The organism is Actinomadura oligospora ATCC 43269 (assembly GCF_000518265.1).
Taxonomy (GTDB): Bacteria; Actinomycetota; Actinomycetes; order Streptosporangiales; family Streptosporangiaceae; genus Spirillospora; species Spirillospora oligospora.
This window is the reverse complement of the sequence record NZ_JADG01000016.1, coordinates 182902-200652: the sequence shown is the minus strand read 5'-3', so window position 1 is coordinate 200652 and position 17751 is coordinate 182902. Positions and strand designations below refer to the sequence as shown.

16 protein-coding genes and 1 tRNA gene are annotated in these 17751 nt (G+C 72.3%); 8 read left to right on the top strand and 9 right to left on the bottom strand.

Annotated elements, in window-relative coordinates:
* Positions 1–38: 38 nt before the first annotated feature.
* Entirely contained in the window at positions 39–1259 is a 1221-nt protein-coding gene (locus P696_RS0124760; RefSeq protein WP_026414432.1) for an acetyl-CoA C-acetyltransferase, read from the top strand.
* Between the two features lie 287 nt (positions 1260–1546).
* A complete protein-coding gene (locus P696_RS0124755) occupies positions 1547–1774 on the top strand; it encodes a DUF4287 domain-containing protein (protein WP_026414431.1) in 228 nt (75 codons plus the stop codon).
* 226 nt (positions 1775–2000) lie between these two features.
* Here the strand turns inward: P696_RS0124755 and P696_RS0124750 are convergent.
* The 3 genes from P696_RS0124750 to P696_RS0124735 form a co-directional block, all read right to left on the bottom strand.
* Positions 2001–2073, bottom strand: a tRNA-Leu gene (locus tag P696_RS0124750).
* Between the two features lie 297 nt (positions 2074–2370).
* Positions 2371–3618, bottom strand: a complete 1248-nt coding sequence (locus P696_RS0124745) for a class I SAM-dependent methyltransferase (protein ID WP_026414430.1) — start codon at positions 3616–3618, stop codon at positions 2371–2373.
* 673 nt (positions 3619–4291) lie between these two features.
* On the bottom strand, positions 4292–5662 hold the full coding sequence (locus P696_RS0124735) for an NAD(P)/FAD-dependent oxidoreductase (RefSeq protein ID WP_026414429.1): 1371 nt from the start codon (positions 5660–5662) through the stop codon (positions 4292–4294).
* A gap of 205 nt (positions 5663–5867) precedes the next feature.
* Here P696_RS0124735 and P696_RS52915 point away from each other — a divergent pair, with 205 nt between their 5' ends.
* Positions 5868–6524: a DUF4232 domain-containing protein gene (locus P696_RS52915; RefSeq protein ID WP_051468111.1), complete on the top strand. Its 657-nt coding sequence runs from the start codon at positions 5868–5870 to the stop codon at positions 6522–6524.
* Between the two features lie 1236 nt (positions 6525–7760).
* Here P696_RS52915 and P696_RS0124725 read toward each other — a convergent pair.
* A complete protein-coding gene (locus P696_RS0124725) occupies positions 7761–8579 on the bottom strand; it encodes a uracil-DNA glycosylase (RefSeq protein WP_026414428.1) in 819 nt (272 codons plus the stop codon).
* Between the two features lie 422 nt (positions 8580–9001).
* On the opposite strand from P696_RS0124725, the gene P696_RS59120 reads away from it, so the two are divergent.
* The gene (locus P696_RS59120) at positions 9002–10072 is read left to right on the top strand and encodes a DUF2510 domain-containing protein (protein ID WP_342669039.1); all 1071 of its coding nucleotides are present in this window, start codon (positions 9002–9004) and stop codon (positions 10070–10072) included.
* Positions 10073–10080: 8 nt separating this feature from the next.
* Here the strand turns inward: P696_RS59120 and P696_RS47875 are convergent, their stop codons facing one another.
* Positions 10081–10785, bottom strand: a complete 705-nt coding sequence (locus P696_RS47875) for a TetR/AcrR family transcriptional regulator C-terminal domain-containing protein (protein WP_245627797.1) — start codon at positions 10783–10785, stop codon at positions 10081–10083.
* Between P696_RS47875 and P696_RS54830 the strand changes: the two genes are divergently transcribed.
* Positions 10685–11029: a CocE/NonD family hydrolase gene (locus tag P696_RS54830; RefSeq protein ID WP_245627796.1), complete on the top strand. Its 345-nt coding sequence runs from the start codon at positions 10685–10687 to the stop codon at positions 11027–11029. The two genes, P696_RS47875 and P696_RS54830, sit on opposite strands and share 101 nt — an antisense overlap.
* Here P696_RS54830 and P696_RS0124710 read toward each other — a convergent pair.
* The 4 genes from P696_RS0124710 to eno all read right to left on the bottom strand — a co-directional run bounded on the left by P696_RS0124710 (position 10980) and on the right by eno (position 14731).
* On the bottom strand, positions 10980–11903 hold the full coding sequence (locus P696_RS0124710) for a Ppx/GppA phosphatase family protein (protein WP_026414426.1): 924 nt from the start codon (positions 11901–11903) through the stop codon (positions 10980–10982). The genes P696_RS54830 and P696_RS0124710 overlap by 50 nt on opposite strands.
* A complete protein-coding gene (locus P696_RS47870) occupies positions 11900–12478 on the bottom strand; it encodes a DUF501 domain-containing protein (protein WP_051468110.1) in 579 nt (192 codons plus the stop codon). The genes P696_RS0124710 and P696_RS47870 overlap by 4 nt, the downstream gene beginning before the upstream one ends.
* A 442-nt stretch (positions 12479–12920) precedes the next feature.
* The gene (locus P696_RS47865) at positions 12921–13385 is read right to left on the bottom strand and encodes an FtsB family cell division protein (protein WP_026414425.1); all 465 of its coding nucleotides are present in this window, start codon (positions 13383–13385) and stop codon (positions 12921–12923) included.
* Between the two features lie 62 nt (positions 13386–13447).
* The gene (gene eno, locus P696_RS0124695) at positions 13448–14731 is read right to left on the bottom strand and encodes a phosphopyruvate hydratase (RefSeq protein WP_026414424.1); all 1284 of its coding nucleotides are present in this window, start codon (positions 14729–14731) and stop codon (positions 13448–13450) included.
* A 256-nt stretch (positions 14732–14987) separates the two neighbouring features.
* Between eno and P696_RS0124690 the strand changes: the two genes are divergently transcribed.
* Genes P696_RS0124690 through P696_RS0124680 form a run of 3 tightly spaced genes read left to right on the top strand, consistent with a single transcriptional unit; the run spans position 14988 to position 17720 of the window.
* A complete protein-coding gene (locus P696_RS0124690; RefSeq protein ID WP_026414423.1) occupies positions 14988–16037 on the top strand; it encodes an ABC transporter substrate-binding protein in 1050 nt (349 codons plus the stop codon).
* Positions 16034–16843 (top strand): ABC transporter ATP-binding protein, encoded by an 810-nt coding sequence (locus P696_RS0124685; protein WP_026414422.1) that lies wholly within the window; start codon positions 16034–16036, stop codon positions 16841–16843. Before P696_RS0124690 ends, P696_RS0124685 begins: the two co-directional genes overlap by 4 nt.
* A complete protein-coding gene (locus P696_RS0124680; RefSeq protein WP_026414421.1) occupies positions 16833–17720 on the top strand; it encodes an ABC transporter permease in 888 nt (295 codons plus the stop codon). The genes P696_RS0124685 and P696_RS0124680 overlap by 11 nt, the downstream gene beginning before the upstream one ends.
* Positions 17721–17751 lie beyond the last annotated feature (31 nt).

The window sequence follows — 17751 nt, the reverse complement described above, 5'->3', positions numbered from 1 at the left end:
ACCGGACCGGAAGGTCCCGTAGAACAGGGAGTCACGCAATGCCCGAGGCAGTCATCGTCGCCACCGCGCGTTCCCCCATCGGACGGGCCTTCAAGGGGTCGCTGAAGGACCTGCGCCCCGACGACCTCACCGCGCGCATGGTCCAGGCGGCCATGGCCAAGGTCCCGCAGCTCGGCCCGGACCAGATCGACGACCTGCTGCTCGGCTGCGGCCTGCCCGGCGGCGAGCAGGGCTACAACATGGGCCGCGTGGTGTCGGTGCTGCTCGGCTGGGACAACGTGCCCGGCGCGACGATCACCCGGTACTGCTCGTCCTCGCTCCAGACCACCCGGATGGCGCTGCACGCGATCAAGGCGGGCGAGGCCGACGTGATCGTCTCGGCCGGCGTCGAGATGGTGTCGCGGTTCGCCAAGGGCAGCTCGGACGGCCTGCCCGACACCCAGAACCCGCTGTTCGCCGACGCCGAGGCGCGGACCGCCAAGCGCGCCGAGGGCGGCGCCGAGGTGTGGACCGACCCGCGCGAGAACGGCGCGCTGCCGGACGTCTACATCGCGATGGGCCAGACCGCCGAGAACGTCGCGCAGGCCTACGGCGTGACCCGGCAGGCGCAGGACGAGTTCGGCGTCCGCTCCCAGAACCTCGCCGAGAAGGGCTACGAGAACGGCTTCTGGCAGACCGACATCACCCCGGTCGAGCTGCCGGACGGCACGGTCGTCAGCAAGGACGACGGCCCGCGCGCCGGGACCACCTACGAGAAGGTGTCCCAGCTCCAGCCGGTGTTCCGGCCGGACGGCACGGTCACCGCGGGCAACTGCTGCCCGCTGAACGACGGCGCCGCCGCCGTGATCGTGATGAGCGACACCAAGGCCGCCGAGCTGGGCATCACCCCGCTCGCCCGGGTCGTGTCGACCGGCGTGTCCGGGCTGTCGCCGGAGATCATGGGCCTCGGCCCGGTCGAGGCGTCCACCCGGGCCCTCGCCAAGGCCGGGATGAGCATCGGCGACATCGACCTGGTCGAGATCAACGAGGCGTTCGCGGCGCAGGTGCTGCCGTCCGCCGAGCAGCTCGGCGTCGACATGGACAAGCTGAACGTCAACGGCGGCGCGATCGCGGTCGGCCACCCGTTCGGCATGACCGGCGCGCGGATCACCTCCACCCTGCTGAACAGCCTGAAGTTCCACGACAAGCAGTTCGGCCTGGAGACCATGTGCGTCGGCGGCGGCCAGGGCATGGCGATGGTCCTCGAGCGCCTGTCCTGACCGTCCGGCCGGACGCGCCGCTCCCCGCCCGCCCCGGCGTTCGCCGGGCCGGAGGGCTCCCCGTTTCGCGGTGGAGCGGGTGCGGCGTCCCGGCGGCGTGATCACTTAGTGTCGAACCAGCGTGGCCCGGGTTTTCGCGGAGAACCCGGGCCACCTGCGTGTTCGCCCACGTCCGCCACTTTACGAATGATCTACGTTACGTGATGGATAGGTCCGCGTTAGGGGGTTGTCACATTCGGGCAGGTGTTGCACAGTCGGCTGAAGAGCCCCGCGACATGGAGGTGCCTATGTCACTGAACCACTCGTCGGAGACGCACACCAAGCTCATCGCACGCATCCCGAAGGTCACAGGACGTGACATCCCCGAGTGGTTCACCACCATCGAGAACGGTCCCTCGTTCCTGCGCTGCGACGAACGGACGACGTGGCTCGCCGCGGAACACGGACTCTCTCACGGCTACGCCGCCGCCCTCGTGCGCGAGCACGAGCGGACCCGGCGCGAACGCCACTACTGAAGAGAACCCGCCACCGAGACAACCGAACGGCTTCGCGGGAACCCGCCACCGGACAGCCCCCGCCGTCGCGACGCTACGCGAGCGCGACCGTGGCGCCGAGTTCCCGCAGACGAGCAGCCCCTCGCCGGTCTCCGCTTCCGGCGAGGGGCTGCTCGTCCGCTTTTCCGCCGAGGTTCCGGAGATCGAGGGAAACCCCCGGCCGCCGAGGGGGGCCGGGGGCTCGCTGTGCCCCTGGTCGGATTCGAACCGACACAAAAGCTCTTTTAGGGAGCCTGCCTCTGCCGTTGGGCCACAGGGGCGCGCGCCAGCATACCGGCGGTACACGGAATTCACCGGAAGTAATTCACGACCGTGACCCGTTCCACGTCCAGAACCACCACCACTCCGGGCGAAATAACACGTTCACCCCCCGGTGACCGACTTCAACGCCACAAATCCCGGCCCGGTTCACCAAAGCCACCAACGCTTCGAGTCCGCGATTCGATGCGCCGGCTCGAGGCGCCGGCTCGGGAACGTGGACCGGGTCGGCGGTTCGAGATCGGGGACGTGGACCAGGGTTGGCGCCTTGAGGCCGGGGACGTGGCATGGGGAAGGGGTCAGCGGCGGAGGACGGCGCGGTCCTCGACGAGGGTGGTCCCGGCGCGGCCGTCGCGGTCGCGGCGGACGGCGGTGATCGCGTGAACGCCGACCCGGCCGCTCTCGCAGGCCAGCGCGGACGCGGCTAGGTAGAGGAGCCACACGCGGGCGCGTCCGACACCGGCACGCTCGACGGCGGTCGGCCAGTGCAGGCGCAGGGCCGCCGCCCAGGCCCGCAGCGTCCGGGCGTGGTGCTCGCGGAGGGCCGCCGTTCCGCGCACCTCGAGACCGGCTTCCTCAAGTCCGCCGACGATCGACCCCAACGTTCTGAGCTCGCCATCCGTTGGAAACATGTAGGAGGTGGTGAAGGTGCGACGGATCTGGTGCGGCCCGGGGCGGCGCGTCTGCTGCTGGAGGAGCAGCCGGCCACCGGGCGCCAGCAGCGCGTACAGGCGGTCGGACGGCGGGTCGAGCGCGTCCACACCGGCGAGCCCGGCGATCGCGTCGTACGGGCCGTCCCCGGCGATGCTCAGGTCGCCGACGCGCGGGTCCACGGGCAGGTCGGCGCAGCGCTCACGGATGTACTCGGCCTGTTCCGGGGTCCGGACGAGCGACACGACGCGCGCGCCGTGGTCGGCGGCGGCGTGGTGGGCGAACGCGCCCCAGCCGCCGGAGAGGTCCAGCACACGCGCGCCGGAGAAGAGGCCGAGCCTGTCGGCGACGGCCTCGAGCGCTGCGCGCTGGGCGTCCTCCAGGTCCACGGCCTGGTCCCACATCCCCGTGGAGGTCGCCAGCGACGGGCCGAGCATCTGGGTGAAGAAGTCGGCGGGCGCCTCCAGCGGTCCGGAGACATCGCGCGTGTCCCCGGCGGGGAACTCCTCGGCGGGCGGACGCGGCTCGGTGCCGACCGCGCCGAGCATGACCGCCGTCCGGACGATCTCGCGCTTGTCCTCGCCGCTCAGCCGGATCGGCTCGTCCCCGATCCGCATCACCTGCTGCACGGCCTCCAGCGCGTCGAAGACGTCGCCCTCGATGTCCAGCTCCCCCGCGACGTACGCGCGCACGAGCCCGATCTCGCCCGGCTTCCACAGCATCCTGCGCAGGGCCCTGCGGTGCCTCACGACGAAGGCGGGAGCCCCGTCCGGCCCGACCGAACTGCCGTCCCACGCCTTCACCCGGATCGGCAGCTCCGCGGCAGGCGCGTCCGCCTCCCCGAGCAGGATCCGCGCCAGCAACGGCCCCAGCCGCCCGGCCACGCCCTCACTCACCCGCGTTCTCCCTCACGTCCGTCTCCCCAACCACCCACACCGTCCCGACCAGCCTTCGCCGCCCAACCGCCCGGACCGCTCGGACCCACCCGACCAGCCCGGCCTCCCTGGTCGGCTCGGCCGATCCGACCAGCCCAGCCACCCGGCTGGCCCGGCCGATCCGTCAGCCGCCCCAGCCGGGCCCGGCCGACTTAGCCGCCCCGATCAACCCGACCGACTCGATCGGCCCGGCCAATCCGCCAGCCGAAGCGGCCCGCTCGGCCGATCCGGTCGGCTCGGCCGACCTGATCAGCCCAGCTGTCCCGGCTGGCCTGGCCGACCTAGGGCGTGTCTCAAAGCCACCTGCCCTACTGCGCAACGCCCAGGCACGCACCTCGCGGGGTTGTCGTCGGTCGACGGCCAAACCCGGGCCGACTCCCTCCTCCGCCCCCACGATGCACGCACCCGGACGCCGCTCGCCACGGCCGCCAACTTCGAGACACGCCCTAGTCGATCCGATCAACCCGACCGATCCGATCAGCCTTGCCGACTCGAACGGCCTGGCCGACCCGGTCGGCTCGGCCGGTCTGCCAGCCGACTCGGTTGGTTCGGCCGGGTCTGCTGGCCCGGCCGTCCCTCCGGTCGCCTGGGTCGGCTTCGCCTGCCAGGTCGAACGCGGCGGCCGAACCGGTGGTCAGCGGTCCTCCGGGCGGCGCTCGGTGGCGAGTTCGAACTGCGCGCGCGGGCTGGACAGTTCGCCCAGGGACACGATCTCGCGGCGGAAGAACAGGGCGAGCGTCCAGTCCAGAGTGACTCGGAACTTTCGGTTGACCGTCGGCATTCGAGACAGATGGTACGTGCGGTGCATGAACCAGGCGACCAGCCCGCGGAGTTTCACGCCGTAGACGTTCGCCACCCCCTTGTGCAGGCCGAGGCCCGCGACCGACCCGACGTAGGCGTGCTTGTACGGGGTCAGCGGCCTGCCGTGCAGGTCGGCGGCCAGATTGTCGCCGAGCGTGCGAGCCTGCCGGACGGCGTGCTGGGCGTTCGGCGCGGTGAACTCGCCGAATCCGCTCAGGTCCGGGACGCGCGCGTTGTCCCCGGCCGCGTAGATCTCGGGGTGGCCCTCGACGGTCAGCTCGGCGGTGGCCTTCACGCGGCCCTTGTCGTCCAGGGGGAGGTCGGTCTTCCGGAGCATCGGGTGGGCCTTCACTCCGGCCGTCCAGACCAGGGTCCCGGCGTCGAACCTCTCGCCGTCGCTGAGCACGATGTGACCGCCCTCGGCGGACTTCAGCAACGTCTCGAGCTTGACCTCGATGCCGCGCCCGCGCAGCGCCTCGACCGTCCACCGCCCCATCTCGGGCCCGACCTCCGGAAGGATCCGGTCGGCGGCCTCGACCATCATCCAGCGCATGTCCTCGCGCCGGACGGGCGGATACCAGCGGCAGGCGTCGCGCGCCATGTCCTCCAGCTCCGCCAGCGCCTCCACTCCGGCGAACCCGCCTCCGACGAAGACGAAGGTCAGCGCACGCCGCCGCACCTCCGGATCGTCGTTGGAGACGGCGATGTCCAGCTGGTGAAGCACGTGGTTGCGCAGGTAGATGGCCTCCTCGACGGTCTTGAACCCGATCCCGCACTCGGCCAGCCCGGGGATCGGCAACGTCCGCGAGATCGATCCGAGCGCCACCACCAGCCGGTCGTAGGGCACCTCCAGCGTCCCGTCCGCGCCCTGCTCCGATTCGGCGGCCCCGGCCGGACGGACCTGGACCACATGATGCTCGGCGGAGATGCCGACGACGTGTCCGTTCAACACCCGGCAGCGTTTCAGGACGCGGCGGAGCGGCGCGACGACGTGGCGCGGTTCGAGGTTGCCCGCGGCGGCCTCCGGCAGGAAGGGCTGGTAGGTCATGTACGACTGCGGGTCGACGACCGTCACCGCGACCTCTCCGCGCCGGAGTTCGCGGCGCAGCCTGCGCTGCAGCCGAAGCGCGGTGTACATGCCGACATATCCGCCCCCGACGATCACGATGTGCTTGGCGGACGGGGGAATCCTCTCGACAGACATACCGGTAGCGGTACCCGGGCGGAGGACGCGCTCACCCCATGCGCCACACATCCGAACATCTTGAGCAAGTCCGGCATCTCACCATGTGTATCGCGAAAACGGCGGGACAGGGCCAGACGGGGGCGCCAAGCGGCAGTTTCGGGGGGCCGCTTGGCCACGGCCCTGCCCCGCCACCACGGGATCACCACAGTCCAGGGGAGACGACATGTCACGCATCGTCCAGGCTTCGCTCGTCGCGGCCGCCGTCGCCGTCATGGCGACCGGTTGCACGTTCTCCCTCAACGGGAAGGGCAGCGACGGCAAGACCACGGGGTCCGCGGGAGGCACCGCCTCCAGCTCGTCCGCCCCGGGCAGCACCGGCGGTGGCGGTACGGGCGGCGGATCCGGTGGCGGTACGGGCGGTGGCACCGGCGGCGGTACGGGCCGTGGCGGCGTCGGGCGCTGTCCGGCGCCCGTCTGGAACGCCGGTGTCACGGGACTCGGCGCCGCTGCGGGCAACCGCTACGCCCGGCTGACTCTCACCAACGTCTCGGGCCACGCCTGCCGGGTGTACGGATTCCCGGGCCTGGGCCTCGCCAACCCGCAGAACCCGGCCATCCCGGCCTCCACGCGCCGCCAGGGCTCGCCCCAGGCCTTCACCGTGAATCCGGGCGGGCACGCCTACACGCTTCTGCACTGGGCGGCCGTCCCGGGCAACGGCGAGAGCGAGACCGGCCCGTGCGAGCCGACGCCGACCGCCCTCCACGTCATACCGCCGGACGAGCGCACCTGGGTCCGCGCGTCCTGGAACCTCGGCCCCGTCTGCCTCCACGGCCAGATCGACGTCAACCCGCTCACCCCGACCCCGCCGGCGCCTCACTAGGACGCGCCTCAAAGTCGGCACCCGTGGCGACCAGCATCCAGGTGCGTGCATCGCGGGGCGGAGGAGCACGTCGGCCCGGGTTCGGCCATCAACTGCCGACAACCTCGCGGGATGCGTGCCTGGGCGTCGAACAGTAAGCCAGGTGGCGTCCTGGATGTCGCGCAGTGCGGCAGGCGGCGCTCTGGGGGCGCGTGTTTGGGCGGTGCCATTCTGGCGGGCACGCAGTTGGGCAAGGCGGGCGCCCCGGGAACGCACAGTGCGGCAGGCGACCGTCCCGGGGACGCGCATTAGGGCAGGCGGCGTCCTGGCGGAGTCGCGTTAGGGCAGGCGGCGTCCTGGCGGAGTCGCGTTAGGGCAGGTGGCTTTCTGAGATTCGCCCGCCCCAGGCCGTGGCGGGCTGCCTCCCAGACCGCGTCCCGGCCCCCCGCGACATGAGAACCTGGCCAGGGGTGTCGTCCGCCAGCCCGGCCGTCCACCACCCCGCCAGTCGCCGCCCTGCCCCGAGGGACGACGAGGGGTGACCTGGCCCCTGCCCGGCACCTCCTACCTGCACGCCTATCGGGCTTGACCTGGGCATATTTGCCTCACGTCCGGGCTCGCCCCACACCTAGCGCGCATGTGAGAGCGGGCTACCCGGCCGTGAGACAGGCACATTCCATCCGCGACGGCCAGCCACGCGCCCCACGCCCTCGGCCTCACGCCCTCGGCCCCTGGCCCCCGGTTCCGGCCCCGCTCCGGCTCCGGCCTGGCCCCCTCCGGCCCGGCCCCGCTCCGGCCCGGCCCCGCTCCGGCCCGGCCCCGCTCCGGCCCGGCCCGACCCAGCCGCTGAGGGACAGTCACCAGCTGAGAGGTGGCAACGCTCGCTACCTCGCACGCGGGCGAACACAAGGGTCCGACTCGTCCGGGGATACCTGCGACCTGTCCTGCGTGGGCCGCACGTCCGCATCGCGTGGCCTCCGGTGGTCTGATGCACGGCGGGCTCGGCGCCAACCCACCAGAGCGATGGCGCATCCGTGGGGAGCGGGCTGGGCCGCAGCAGATCAGCGGCAACGTCTCTGGACATCACGACGTTCCAGCATTGGACGTGTGGAGCGGACCGTCCGACGAGACTCGGCGCGCATCGAAGGGCACCGTCTTCCGAGTGAGTGGCGGCGTCCCCTGGTGGGGCGAAGGCGTTGTCAGACAGGTCGAGGAAGGTCGCCTTGTGTGCGTGCCGGGGGTGGTGGGTGGCGTTTGTCAGGGCGTGGCGAGGGTTTTGGCGCGGGTGAAGAGGGTGTCGAGCATGTCCTCGGTGACGCGGCCGGTGAACGTGTTCTGCTGGCTCGGGTGGTAGCAGCCGAGGAGGGTGACGGGGGTTCCGCCGGGGCCGGTGATCTCGGCTTCCACGCCGTGGCCGAACTTGGGGCGTGGGCGGGGCAGGGTGTATCCGGCCTGGTCCAGGGCGGGCCAGACGGCCTGCCAGGCGAATCCGCCAAGGCAGACCACGCAGCGGACGAACGGGGCGACGTCGGCGATCTCACGGGCCATCCATGGGCGGCAGGTGTCGCGTTCGGCGGGGGTCGGCTTGTTGTCGGGCGGGGCGCAGCGGACGGTCGCGGCCATCCGTGCGCCGAGGAGGCGCAGGCCGTCGTCGGCGCGGACGCTGGTGGGCTGGTTCGCGAGGCCGACCCGGTAGAGGGACGCGAACAGCCAGTCGCCGGAGCGGTCGCCGGTGAAGATGCGTCCGGTGCGGTTGCCGCCGTGCGCGGCCGGGGCGAGGCCGACGATGAGGATCCCGGGTTCGGGATCGCCCCATCCGGGGACGGGACGTCCCCAGTACGGCTCGTCCGCGAACATGCGACGCCGTTCGACGGCGACCTTCTCTCGCCACGCGACGAGGCGGTCGCAGGCGCGGCAGACGGACTGGCGCGCGACGAGCTCGTGCAGCGAGGGCGCGGACGCGGCGAGCCCGGCGACCTCGGCGGCGTCGTGCGCCACGGGCGTGTCCGGCCCGGCGGGATCGTCCGGCCAGCCCGTTCCAGGCAGGACGTAAGGCGCGTTGGCGGCGTCGCTCATGTTGCGATCCTCGCACGTCGGACCGGCCGCATGCGGCCCGGACGCCGATCACGACACCTCGGGACGAAACGCACATCACGGACACGCCTCGTCGGTACGATGCCTCCCACGCTGGAGGGGAACTGTGAAGCCGCGGACGGACGTTGTGCGCGAAAAGCCAGTGCGAAGGCCCGTGGACGGAGGCGTATGCGGAACCCGCACACGAGCTCGCGCACGAACCACGCACACCGTGTCACACAGAACACCGCACACGGACGCACTGCTCGTCTCCCACGCGTGGATCTCACGCGGGCACGCGCAGGACGCCGCAGACGGACACTCTGGTTGGCCACGTGCGCGAGGCTCGCGCGGAAACTTGGTGGAGCCGCGCGCCACGCGCGCCCGGCCTGCGCCTCCCCGCATGGGCCTCAGCGATCTGGCGCATGTGGCGAGCAGACGCGCTGCGCGGGCACACGCATGGACCTCTCGGACGCACGCCTTGGGCAAGCACCCGCGCGCCGCCGCACCAGGCTCGCGTGGCCCCGCGTGGACCCGTGCATCGCAGGCGGGCGTACTTCGCGGACGTGCAGGACGTTGCAAGCAGGCGCGCTGCGCGGGTACGCGCGTGGACCCCGCGGGCGCGGCTCGGGCAAGCGCCTGCGCGCCGCGGCACCAAGCTTGCGTGGGCCCGTGCATCGCAGGCGAGGGTTCTTCGTGGACGCGCAGGATGTCGCGGGCGGGCGCGCTGCGCGGGCCCGTGCGTGGGTGTTGCGGGCGTGGCCTTGCGTGGGCGCGTGCGGGGGGCGGGGGCGTGGGTTGTTCGGGTGGGTGGGGTTGGGGATGGAGGGTGGGGGATGACGCGGCCTGGGTGGTATCCGGATCCGTTGGGTGAGAGCAAGTTGCGGTGGTGGGACGGGGAGGCTTGGACCGAGGCGCTCAATCCGCAGCCGGTGAGGCCGTCCCGGGTGGTGGCGCAGCGGTCGGCGGAGGGGGTCACCGCTGAGGTGCGCGGGCTGGTGCTCTCCGTGGACGATCAGGTCGTCTCCTTCGGGAGCAGCGCGATGGCCTGGGCGGACGTCGAGTGGGCGGCGTACTGGAAGACCGCCCTGCCGACGCAGTGGATCTTCCGGGTCGGCCGCCATCCGTTCCAGGCGGGGCGGCGCGTCGAGATCGTGCTCGACTCGTCAGGGAGCCATGACGCGCAGGGGATCTGGACGCGGCTGGTCGAGACGTGCCGTGAGCGGGCCGAGGCGCGGCTGGTCGCCGGGATCGCGGCCCGGGTTCGCGGGGGCGGGGCCGTGGAGGTGGCGCAGGGGCTGGTCGTCCATCCCGGAGGGCTGCGGAGTGGGCAGGCCTCGGTGTCGTGGGCGATGGTGGGGGACGCCGTCGTCGAGCAGGGACGGGTGTGGATCCGTCCGGTGGGGGGCGGGTCGGCCGTGATGTTCGTCCCGCAGCAGAGTCCCAACGCGGTGATCGTGCCGGCGGTGATCGCGGCGCTTCGGGGCGGGGGTTAGGGCACGCCCTAGCGGACCAGGCCGTCGAGCAGGCGGTCCAGGAGGCGGTCGAAGGTGCCGTCCGGGGGTGGGGGCGGGGTCGGGTCGGCGTCCAGCAGGGCGGACAGGGCGGTGAGGCCGCCCGCTTCGGCCGCCCTGCGGAGGTAGCGGAGCTGGGCGCCGGGGTCCTGCGCGGCGGCGTCGCGCTGGCCGAGTTCGTAGCCGACGTGGCTCGCGACGAAGCCCGTGATCAGGGAGAACACCTCCAGCGCCTCGCCCGGGGGGAGGCCGGTCGGCCCAAGGACGACCAGGGCGTGCTCCAGGACGCGCAGGGTGTTCGGGCCGAGGGTGCGGCGGGCGGAGAGCGCGGCGGGGAGCCAGGGGTGGGCGAGCATGCTCGCGCGCTGCGCGCCCGCGAGGGCCCTCATGTCGGCGCGCCAGTCGCCGGTGGCGGGCGGCGGGGCGTGCTCCCCCGCCGCGCGGTCGATCATCAGCTCCAGCAGCGTCTCCCGGTCGGGGACGTAGGTGTAGAGCGACATCACGCCCGCGCCGATGTGCGCGGCGACCTTGCGCATCGTCACGGCCGTCGCGCCGGACGGGCCCGCCGCGTCCGCGACCGCGACGGCGGCCTCGGTGATCTCCGCACGGGTATGGGCGGGCCCGTGGGCCGCGACGCTCGGCGTGGCGTTCGCCGAACAGGGCTTCCACGTCGTTCTGCAGAGCAGGCGCGGCACCGGCGGATCGGGCGGGACGTTCGACCCGTGGCGGGACGAGGCGGAGGACGGGCGCGCCGCCTTCGCCCCGGTACGCGAAGGGCGACGCCGCCACGCTCACCGTGGCCGCGCCGCCCGAGGTGCTGATCGGCGAGGGGTTCCAGGTCACGTCCCGAGGTCGCCGCCCGTGACGCAGGCGGGTCCTGGGACGTGCCTCAGCCCGCGAGGGACCAGGCGATGCCGTCCAGGATGTCGTGCTCGCTGACGACGACCGCGCCGAAGCCGTACTCGCGCATGATCCGGTCGATGATGAGGGAGCCGGCGCCGATGACGTCCACGCGGCCGGGGTGCATGACGCCGATCGCGGCGCGCTCGGCGCGGGTGGCGTGCAGGAGGGTGCGGGTCACGTCGTGGACCTGGGCGGCCATGATCCGGGACAGGTGGATCCGCGACGAGTCGTATTCGGGCAGGTCGAGCGCTATCCCGGCGACGGTGGTGACCGAGCCGGCGAGGCCGACCAGGGTGCGCGCCTCGTCCACCGGGACGGTCTCCCGGACGGTCGCGAGCGCGGCGTCGATGTCGGTGATCGTCGCGGCGATCTGCTCGGGGCTCGGCGGGTCGGCGTCCTTCAGGTGCCGCTCGGTGAGCCGGACGCAGCCGATGTCCATCGACACCGCCGCCTCCACGCCGGACGCGCCGAGCACGAACTCGGTCGAGCCGCCGCCGATGTCGACCACCAGGTAGGGACGGGCCGGACGCAGCGCCGCGAGCTCGCGGGTCGCGCCGGTGAAGGAGAGCCGGGCCTCCTCGTCCCCGGTGATCACCTCGGGGACGACGCCGAAGATGTCGACGACGCCGCCGACGAAGTCGGCCCGGTTCTCGGCGTCGCGGGTCGCGCTGGTCGCGACGACGCGGACCTTCTCCGCGCCGTGCGCGCGGATCATGTCGGCGTACTCGCGCATGGCGGTGAAGGTCCGCTCGAGGGCCTCGGGGGCGAGCCGTCCGGTCCGGTCGACGCCCTGGCCGAGCCGGACGATCCGCATCTCGCGCTCGACGTCGGTGAGCGTGTCGCCCTCCACGTCGGCGATGAGGAGCCGGACCGAGTTGGTACCGCAGTCGATGGCGGCGACGCGCGTCACCGTTCTCCCTCCTGATCTGGCCGTTCGTGTGTCGTCGTCTCGTCCTCGGCGGCCGGGCCGTCCGGGGACGGCGCGTCCCCCGGGCAGACGCAGGGGCCGTTGCGCCACCATTCGGGCAGCTCGGCGAGGCCCTCGCGGCCGAACGGGTTGACGCCGGGCACGGCGAGCTCGTGCGCGATCAGCGCGTGCAGGCACTTCACGCGTTCGGGCATGCCGCCCGCGCTCTGCATGCCCTCGGGCAGCGGCTCGACGCCCTCCTCCTTCGTCGCCTCGTCGCGGCGGCGCAGGTAGTCGGCGTGCGCGGCCTCGTAGGCGGCCCGGAGGTCCGGGTCGTCCGCCAGCCGGGCCTGCATGCCGCGCATCATCCCGCCGCCCTCGAGCGTCCCGATCGCGGACGCCAGTTTCGGGCAGGTCAGGTAGAACAGCGTCGGAAACGGCGTGCCGTCCGGCAGCCGGGGCGCCGTCTCGATCACGGCTGGATTGCCGCAGGGGCAGCGGTAGGCCACCCGGCGGACGCCGCGCGGCTCACGGCCGAGCTGCGCCGCGATGGCGGCGGTGTCGCGTTCGTCGATCATTTCCCGTCCCCACCCGCGGACCGCACCGGTCCGCGTCGTGCCGCCTCCCCGCGGCACTGGATGCTCCGGCGTCCCGCGTCGCGGAACACCGTCCTCCCCGGCGCCTCTCGGACGCCGTCCACCCCGCCGGGATCGGTCACCCGGCGAGGCCGTCACCCCACGAAGACCACACCTCCGCAGAGTTCACAACCCCCCGCGAGGACCGCGTCCCCGCGAAGGCCACGCCTCCGTGAAGGCCGCGTCCTCGCGAGAGCCACGCCCCTGCGGAGATCACGCCCCGCGAAAACCGCGTCCCTGCGAGGGCCGCGGCCTTGTGAAGGCCGCGTCCTCGCGGGGACCGCGTCCGGCGGAGATCATGTCTCCGCGCGGACGTCGTTCCCGTGTGGGCATCGTGCCCGTGGGGACGTCGTCCCGCACGGGATTCGGCCGACGAGGGGGTGGCTCAGCGGGTGCGGTCGGCGGTCTCCACCGACCGCCAGAGCGTCTCGTACCACGGGGAACGCTCGTTCGCGTCGCCCCGCTGGGCCTGTCCTTCGTCGCTCGCCCCGCCGTCCAGGACGATGTAGCACTTCTCGTGGGGCATGCAGTAGTGCAACCTGCGCTTCGCCTCACGTTCAATGTACGACTTGTCGGTCAGCCGTTGCTTGCGTTGCGCGAGTTCCGCGACCTGTTTCTGCGCCACGGACTGCTTGTGCTCCAGGTCGGCGATCTCCTGGCGCTGCGCGATGTACTCCCGGACGGGATAGGCGAGCGTCAGGGCGATGGCGCAGACCACGACCGCGAGGATGGCCGCGCGTCCGGTCAGGGCCGATCCGCCCTGCCTGCCGCGCTGCCTCCCCGAACCGGACCCGGAACCCCCGGAGCCGGAGCCCGGGGCCGTTCGTCCGCCGTCGTCGTCCGCCGCCATCACCGCTCCTCAGATCGGGGATCCGGCCGGGACGGGCTCCCGGCCGGTGCTCCGGACCGCGCTCAGGACCCCTGGGTGAAGCGCGGGAACGCCGCGGCGCCCGCGTACCGGGCGGCGTCGTCCAGGATGTCCTCGATGCGCAGCAGCTGGTTGTACTTGGCGACCCGGTCGGAGCGGGCGGGCGCGCCGGTCTTGATCTGGCCGCAGTTGGTCGCGACGGCGAGGTCGGCGATCGTGGTGTCCTCGGTCTCGCCGGACCGGTGACTCATCATGCAGCGGTAGCCGCTGGTCTGGGCGAGGGTGACCGCGTCCAGGGTCTCGGTGAGGGTGCCGATCTGGTTGACCTTGACCAGCAGCGAGTTCGCGACGCCCTCGCGGATGCCGCGCTCGAGGCGCTCGGGGTTGGTGACGAACAGGTCGTCGCCGACGAGCTGGACCTTCGCGCCGAGCGCGTCGGTGAGGGACTTCCAGCCGTCCCAGTCCTCCTCGTTCAGCGGGTCCTCGATGGAGACCAGCGGGTAGGCGTCGACGAGCTCGCCGTAGTAGGCGGCCATGTCGTCGGCGGTGCGCTTGGAGCCCTCGAACTCGTAGACGCCGTCGGTGTGGAACTCCGAGGCGGCGACGTCCAGGGCGAGCGCGATGTCGCGGCCCGGCTCGAACCCGGCCTTGCGGATCGCCTCGAGGATGAGGTCGAGCGCGGCTCGGTTGGACGACAGGTCCGGGGCGAAGCCGCCCTCGTCGCCGAGGCCGGTGTTCAGGCCCTGCTTCTTGAGGACGGACTTGAGCGCGTGGTAGGTCTCGGCGCCCCAGCGGACGGCCTCGGAGAACGTCGGCGCGCCGATCGGCGCGATCATGAACTCCTGGATGTCCACGTTGGTGTCGGCGTGCGCGCCGCCGTTCAGGATGTTCATCATCGGGACGGGCAGCACGTGCGCGTTCGGGCCGCCCACGTAGCGGAACAGCGGCAGCCCGGAGGAGTCGGCGGCGGCGCGGGCGACGGCCAGCGAGACGCCGAGGATGGCGTTCGCGCCGATCCCGGCCTTGTTCGGCGTGCCGTCCAGGTCGATCAGCGTCTGGTCGATCAGGCGCTGCTCGCTGGCCGGGTAGCCGACGAGCTTCTCGTCGACGGCCTCGTTGACGGCCTTGACGGCGCCGCGGACGCCCTTGCCGCCGTAGCGCTCGCCGCCGTCGCGCAGTTCGACGGCCTCGAACTGGCCGGTGGACGCTCCGCTCGGAACCATGGCACGGGACTCGGTCCCGTCCGCGAGCAGGACCTCGACCTCGACGGTCGGGTTGCCGCGGGAGTCCAGGACCTCACGGGCGAGGACGGCCTCGATCGACGACACGGGCATCTCCCCAGTTGCATCGGCATGCTCAGACAGCGCACCCGCGTGGGCGAATGCTCCCCGAGCCTATCCAGCGGCCCGAGCCGACGACCAACTGGCACGCCGGAACGGGCACGTCAGAAGCGACACACCGCCTTTACCGGGCGCGACACGACAAACCCGGTGCGCACTCGAACCCCTCGACGGGTTGACGCGGCCATTTCCCACATTGTCTACTAAGCAAGTCAATCCGACCTTCTTAGTAGGGAACAGTCCGATGCACCGAAGGATCCGCCTGCGCGCCGCCGCCGCGGCCCTGACCGTCCTGGCCGCCGCGGGGACGCTCAGCGCCTGTGGCGGCGACGACGACGGCGGGTCCGGCGGCTCGCCCGCCCCGCTGAAGCTGGGGTACTTCCCGAACATCACGCACGCGACCGCCCTGGTCGGCGTCCAGAAGGGCATCTTCGCCAAGCACCTCGGCGTCGCGCCGAAGACCGCGACGTTCAACGCGGGCCCGGCCGCCGTCGAGGCGCTGTTCTCCGGCGCGGTGGACGCCACGTTCGTCGGCCCGAACCCGACCGTGAACGCCTGGGCCAAGTCGCACGGCAAGGCGATCAAGGTGATCTCGGGCGCGGCGTCCGGCGGCGTCTCGTTCGTCGTCAAGCCCGGCATCAACGGCCCGCGGGACCTCAAGGGCAAGAAGATCTCCACGCCGCAGCTCGGCAACACCCAGGACGTCGCGCTGCGGTACTGGCTGAAGAAGAACGGCCTCACCGCCAACAAGGACGGCTCGGGCGACGTCAAGGTCGTCCCGCAGGAGAACGCGCAGATCCTCCAGACCTTCCAGCAGGGCTCGATCGACGGCGCGTGGGTGCCCGAGCCCTACGCGTCCCGGCTCGTGCTGGAGGGCAAGGGCAAGAAGCTGCTGGACGAGTCGTCCCTGTGGCCCGGCGGCAAGTTCGTCATCACCAACCTGATCGTCCGGCGCGACTTCGCCGACAAGCATCCGGACCAGGTCAAGAAGCTGGTCGAGGGCGTCGTCGAGGCGACGGACTACATCAACTCCGACAAGGCGGGCGCCGAGCAGGCCACGAACGAGGCGCTGACGAAGCTGTCCGGCAAGCCGATCAAGCAGAACGTGCTGGACGCCGCGTTCAAGAGCATCGCCTTCACCACCGACCCGGTCGCGTCGTCCCTGGTCAGCGGCGCGCAGCACGCCGAGGAGATCGGGCTGCTGGAGAAGGTCGACCTGACCGGGATCTACGACCTCAAGCCCCTCAACGACGTGCTCAAGGCACAGGGAAAGGCACAGGTCACCGACAAATGACACAGGCCGTCCAGGCCGCCGCGAGCCGGGCCGTGCCCTCCGGGGCAGCGGTCCGGCTCGACGGCGTCTCCAAAGCGTTCGGGCCCCTGCCGGCCCTCGACGACGTCTCCCTCACGGTCGAGCCGGGCGAGTTCGTGTGCCTGCTCGGCGCGTCCGGCTGCGGCAAGAGCACGCTGCTGAACCTGGCCGCGTCGCTGGACCGTCCGTCCGCCGGGACGATCGACACGGCCGGGCGGCGCGTCGCGCTGATGTTCCAGGAGCCCGCGTTGTTCCCGTGGCTGACGGTCACGGCGAACATCGAGCTGGCGCTGAAGACGCGCGGCGTCCCGCGCGCCGAGCGCCGCGCGCGGGCCGCAGAACTCCTCGCTTCGGTGCATCTGGCCGGGTTCGAGAGGAGGCGTCCGCACCAGCTGTCCGGCGGGATGCGGCAGCGCGTCGCCCTCGCCCGCGCGCTCGCGCTGACCACCGACACCGAACCCGCCGGGGAGCGGAACACCGGCACGCTCCTGCTCATGGACGAGCCGTTCGGCGCGCTCGACGCCATGACCCGCGACCTGCTGCACGACGAGATCGAGCGGATCTGGCGGGAGCGGAGCCTGAGCGTGCTGTTCGTCACGCACAACGTCCGCGAGGCCGTCCGGCTCGGCGACCGCGTGGTGCTGCTGTCGAGCCGTCCGGGACGGGTCGTCGAGGAGTTCCCCGTCCCCCTCCCCCGGCCGCGCCGCATCGACTCCCCGGAGGTCGCCGCGCTCGCCGGGACCATCACCGACCGGCTGCGCGAGGAGGTCGGACGCCATGGCGCCTGACGTGCGGACCACGAACGGCCCCACACCCCCGGAGGCTGTGGGGCGGCAGATCTCGGGGCTGGACGCGCTGGAGCTCGGCGGCGGGACGCGGCGCAATCCGGCCGCCCGCGCGTGGTCGGCGGTGTGGCCGATGGCGAGCGCCGTCGCGATCGCGCTGCTGGCGTGGCAGATCGTGGTGTGGTCGGGATGGAAGCCGTCGTACGTGCTGCCCGGGCCCGCCGACACGCTGCCCGAGCTGGGACGCCGGCTCACCACGGGGTCGTTCTGGGGCGCGGTCGGGCTGACGATGCAGCGCGCCGTGCTCGGGTTCGCGGTGTCGGCGCTGGTCGGGACGGTCGTGGGCGCGCTGGTGACGCAGTCGTCGGTGCTGCGCCGGGCGGTCGGGTCGCTGATCACCGGGTTGCAGACGATGCCGTCGATCGCGTGGTTCCCGCTCGCGATCCTGCTGTTCCAGCTGAGCGAGAAGGCGATCCTGTTCGTGGTGGTGCTGGGCGCGGCGCCGTCCATCGCGAACGGGCTGATCGCGGGCGTGGACTACACGCCGCCGATCCTGCTGCGCGCCGGGAAGGTCATGGGGTTGCGCGGCCTGAACCTGTACCGGCACCTCATCCTGCCCGCGTCGCTGCCGTCGTTCGTGGCCGGGCTCAAGCAGGGCTGGGCGTTCGCGTGGCGGTCGCTGATGGCGGGTGAGCTGCTGGTGGTGATCTCGTCGCACACCTCGCTCGGCGTGCTCCTGTCGCAGGCCCGGGAGTTCTCCCAGACGGACGCGATGATCTCCTACATGATCGTGATCCTGGTGATCGGGATCGTGATGGACCGGCTGTTCGGCCTGGTGGACGGGGCGATCCGGACCCGCTGGGGGCTCGCCGGGGACTGAGGCCGCCGGACGGGCCGTCCGGGGCCCGGGC

Excerpts from the sequence above, each read along its gene's own strand:
- P696_RS0124760 (WP_026414432.1), top strand. The coding sequence starts at position 39 with ATGCCCGAGGCAGTCATCGTCGCCACCGCGCGTTCCCCCATCGGACGG.
- P696_RS0124755 (WP_026414431.1), top strand. The coding sequence starts at position 1,547 with ATGTCACTGAACCACTCGTCGGAGACGCACACCAAGCTCATCGCACGC.
- P696_RS0124735 (WP_026414429.1), bottom strand. The coding sequence starts at position 5,662 with ATGTCTGTCGAGAGGATTCCCCCGTCCGCCAAGCACATCGTGATCGTC.
- P696_RS52915 (WP_051468111.1), top strand. The coding sequence starts at position 5,868 with ATGTCACGCATCGTCCAGGCTTCGCTCGTCGCGGCCGCCGTCGCCGTC.
- P696_RS0124725 (WP_026414428.1), bottom strand. The coding sequence starts at position 8,579 with ATGAGCGACGCCGCCAACGCGCCTTACGTCCTGCCTGGAACGGGCTGG.
- P696_RS59120 (WP_342669039.1), top strand. The coding sequence starts at position 9,002 with ATGTGGCGAGCAGACGCGCTGCGCGGGCACACGCATGGACCTCTCGGA.
- P696_RS47870 (WP_051468110.1), bottom strand. The coding sequence starts at position 12,478 with ATGATCGACGAACGCGACACCGCCGCCATCGCGGCGCAGCTCGGCCGT.
- P696_RS47865 (WP_026414425.1), bottom strand. The coding sequence starts at position 13,385 with ATGGCGGCGGACGACGACGGCGGACGAACGGCCCCGGGCTCCGGCTCC.
- P696_RS0124690 (WP_026414423.1), top strand. The coding sequence starts at position 14,988 with ATGCACCGAAGGATCCGCCTGCGCGCCGCCGCCGCGGCCCTGACCGTC.
- P696_RS0124685 (WP_026414422.1), top strand. The coding sequence starts at position 16,034 with ATGACACAGGCCGTCCAGGCCGCCGCGAGCCGGGCCGTGCCCTCCGGG.
- P696_RS0124680 (WP_026414421.1), top strand. The coding sequence starts at position 16,833 with ATGGCGCCTGACGTGCGGACCACGAACGGCCCCACACCCCCGGAGGCT.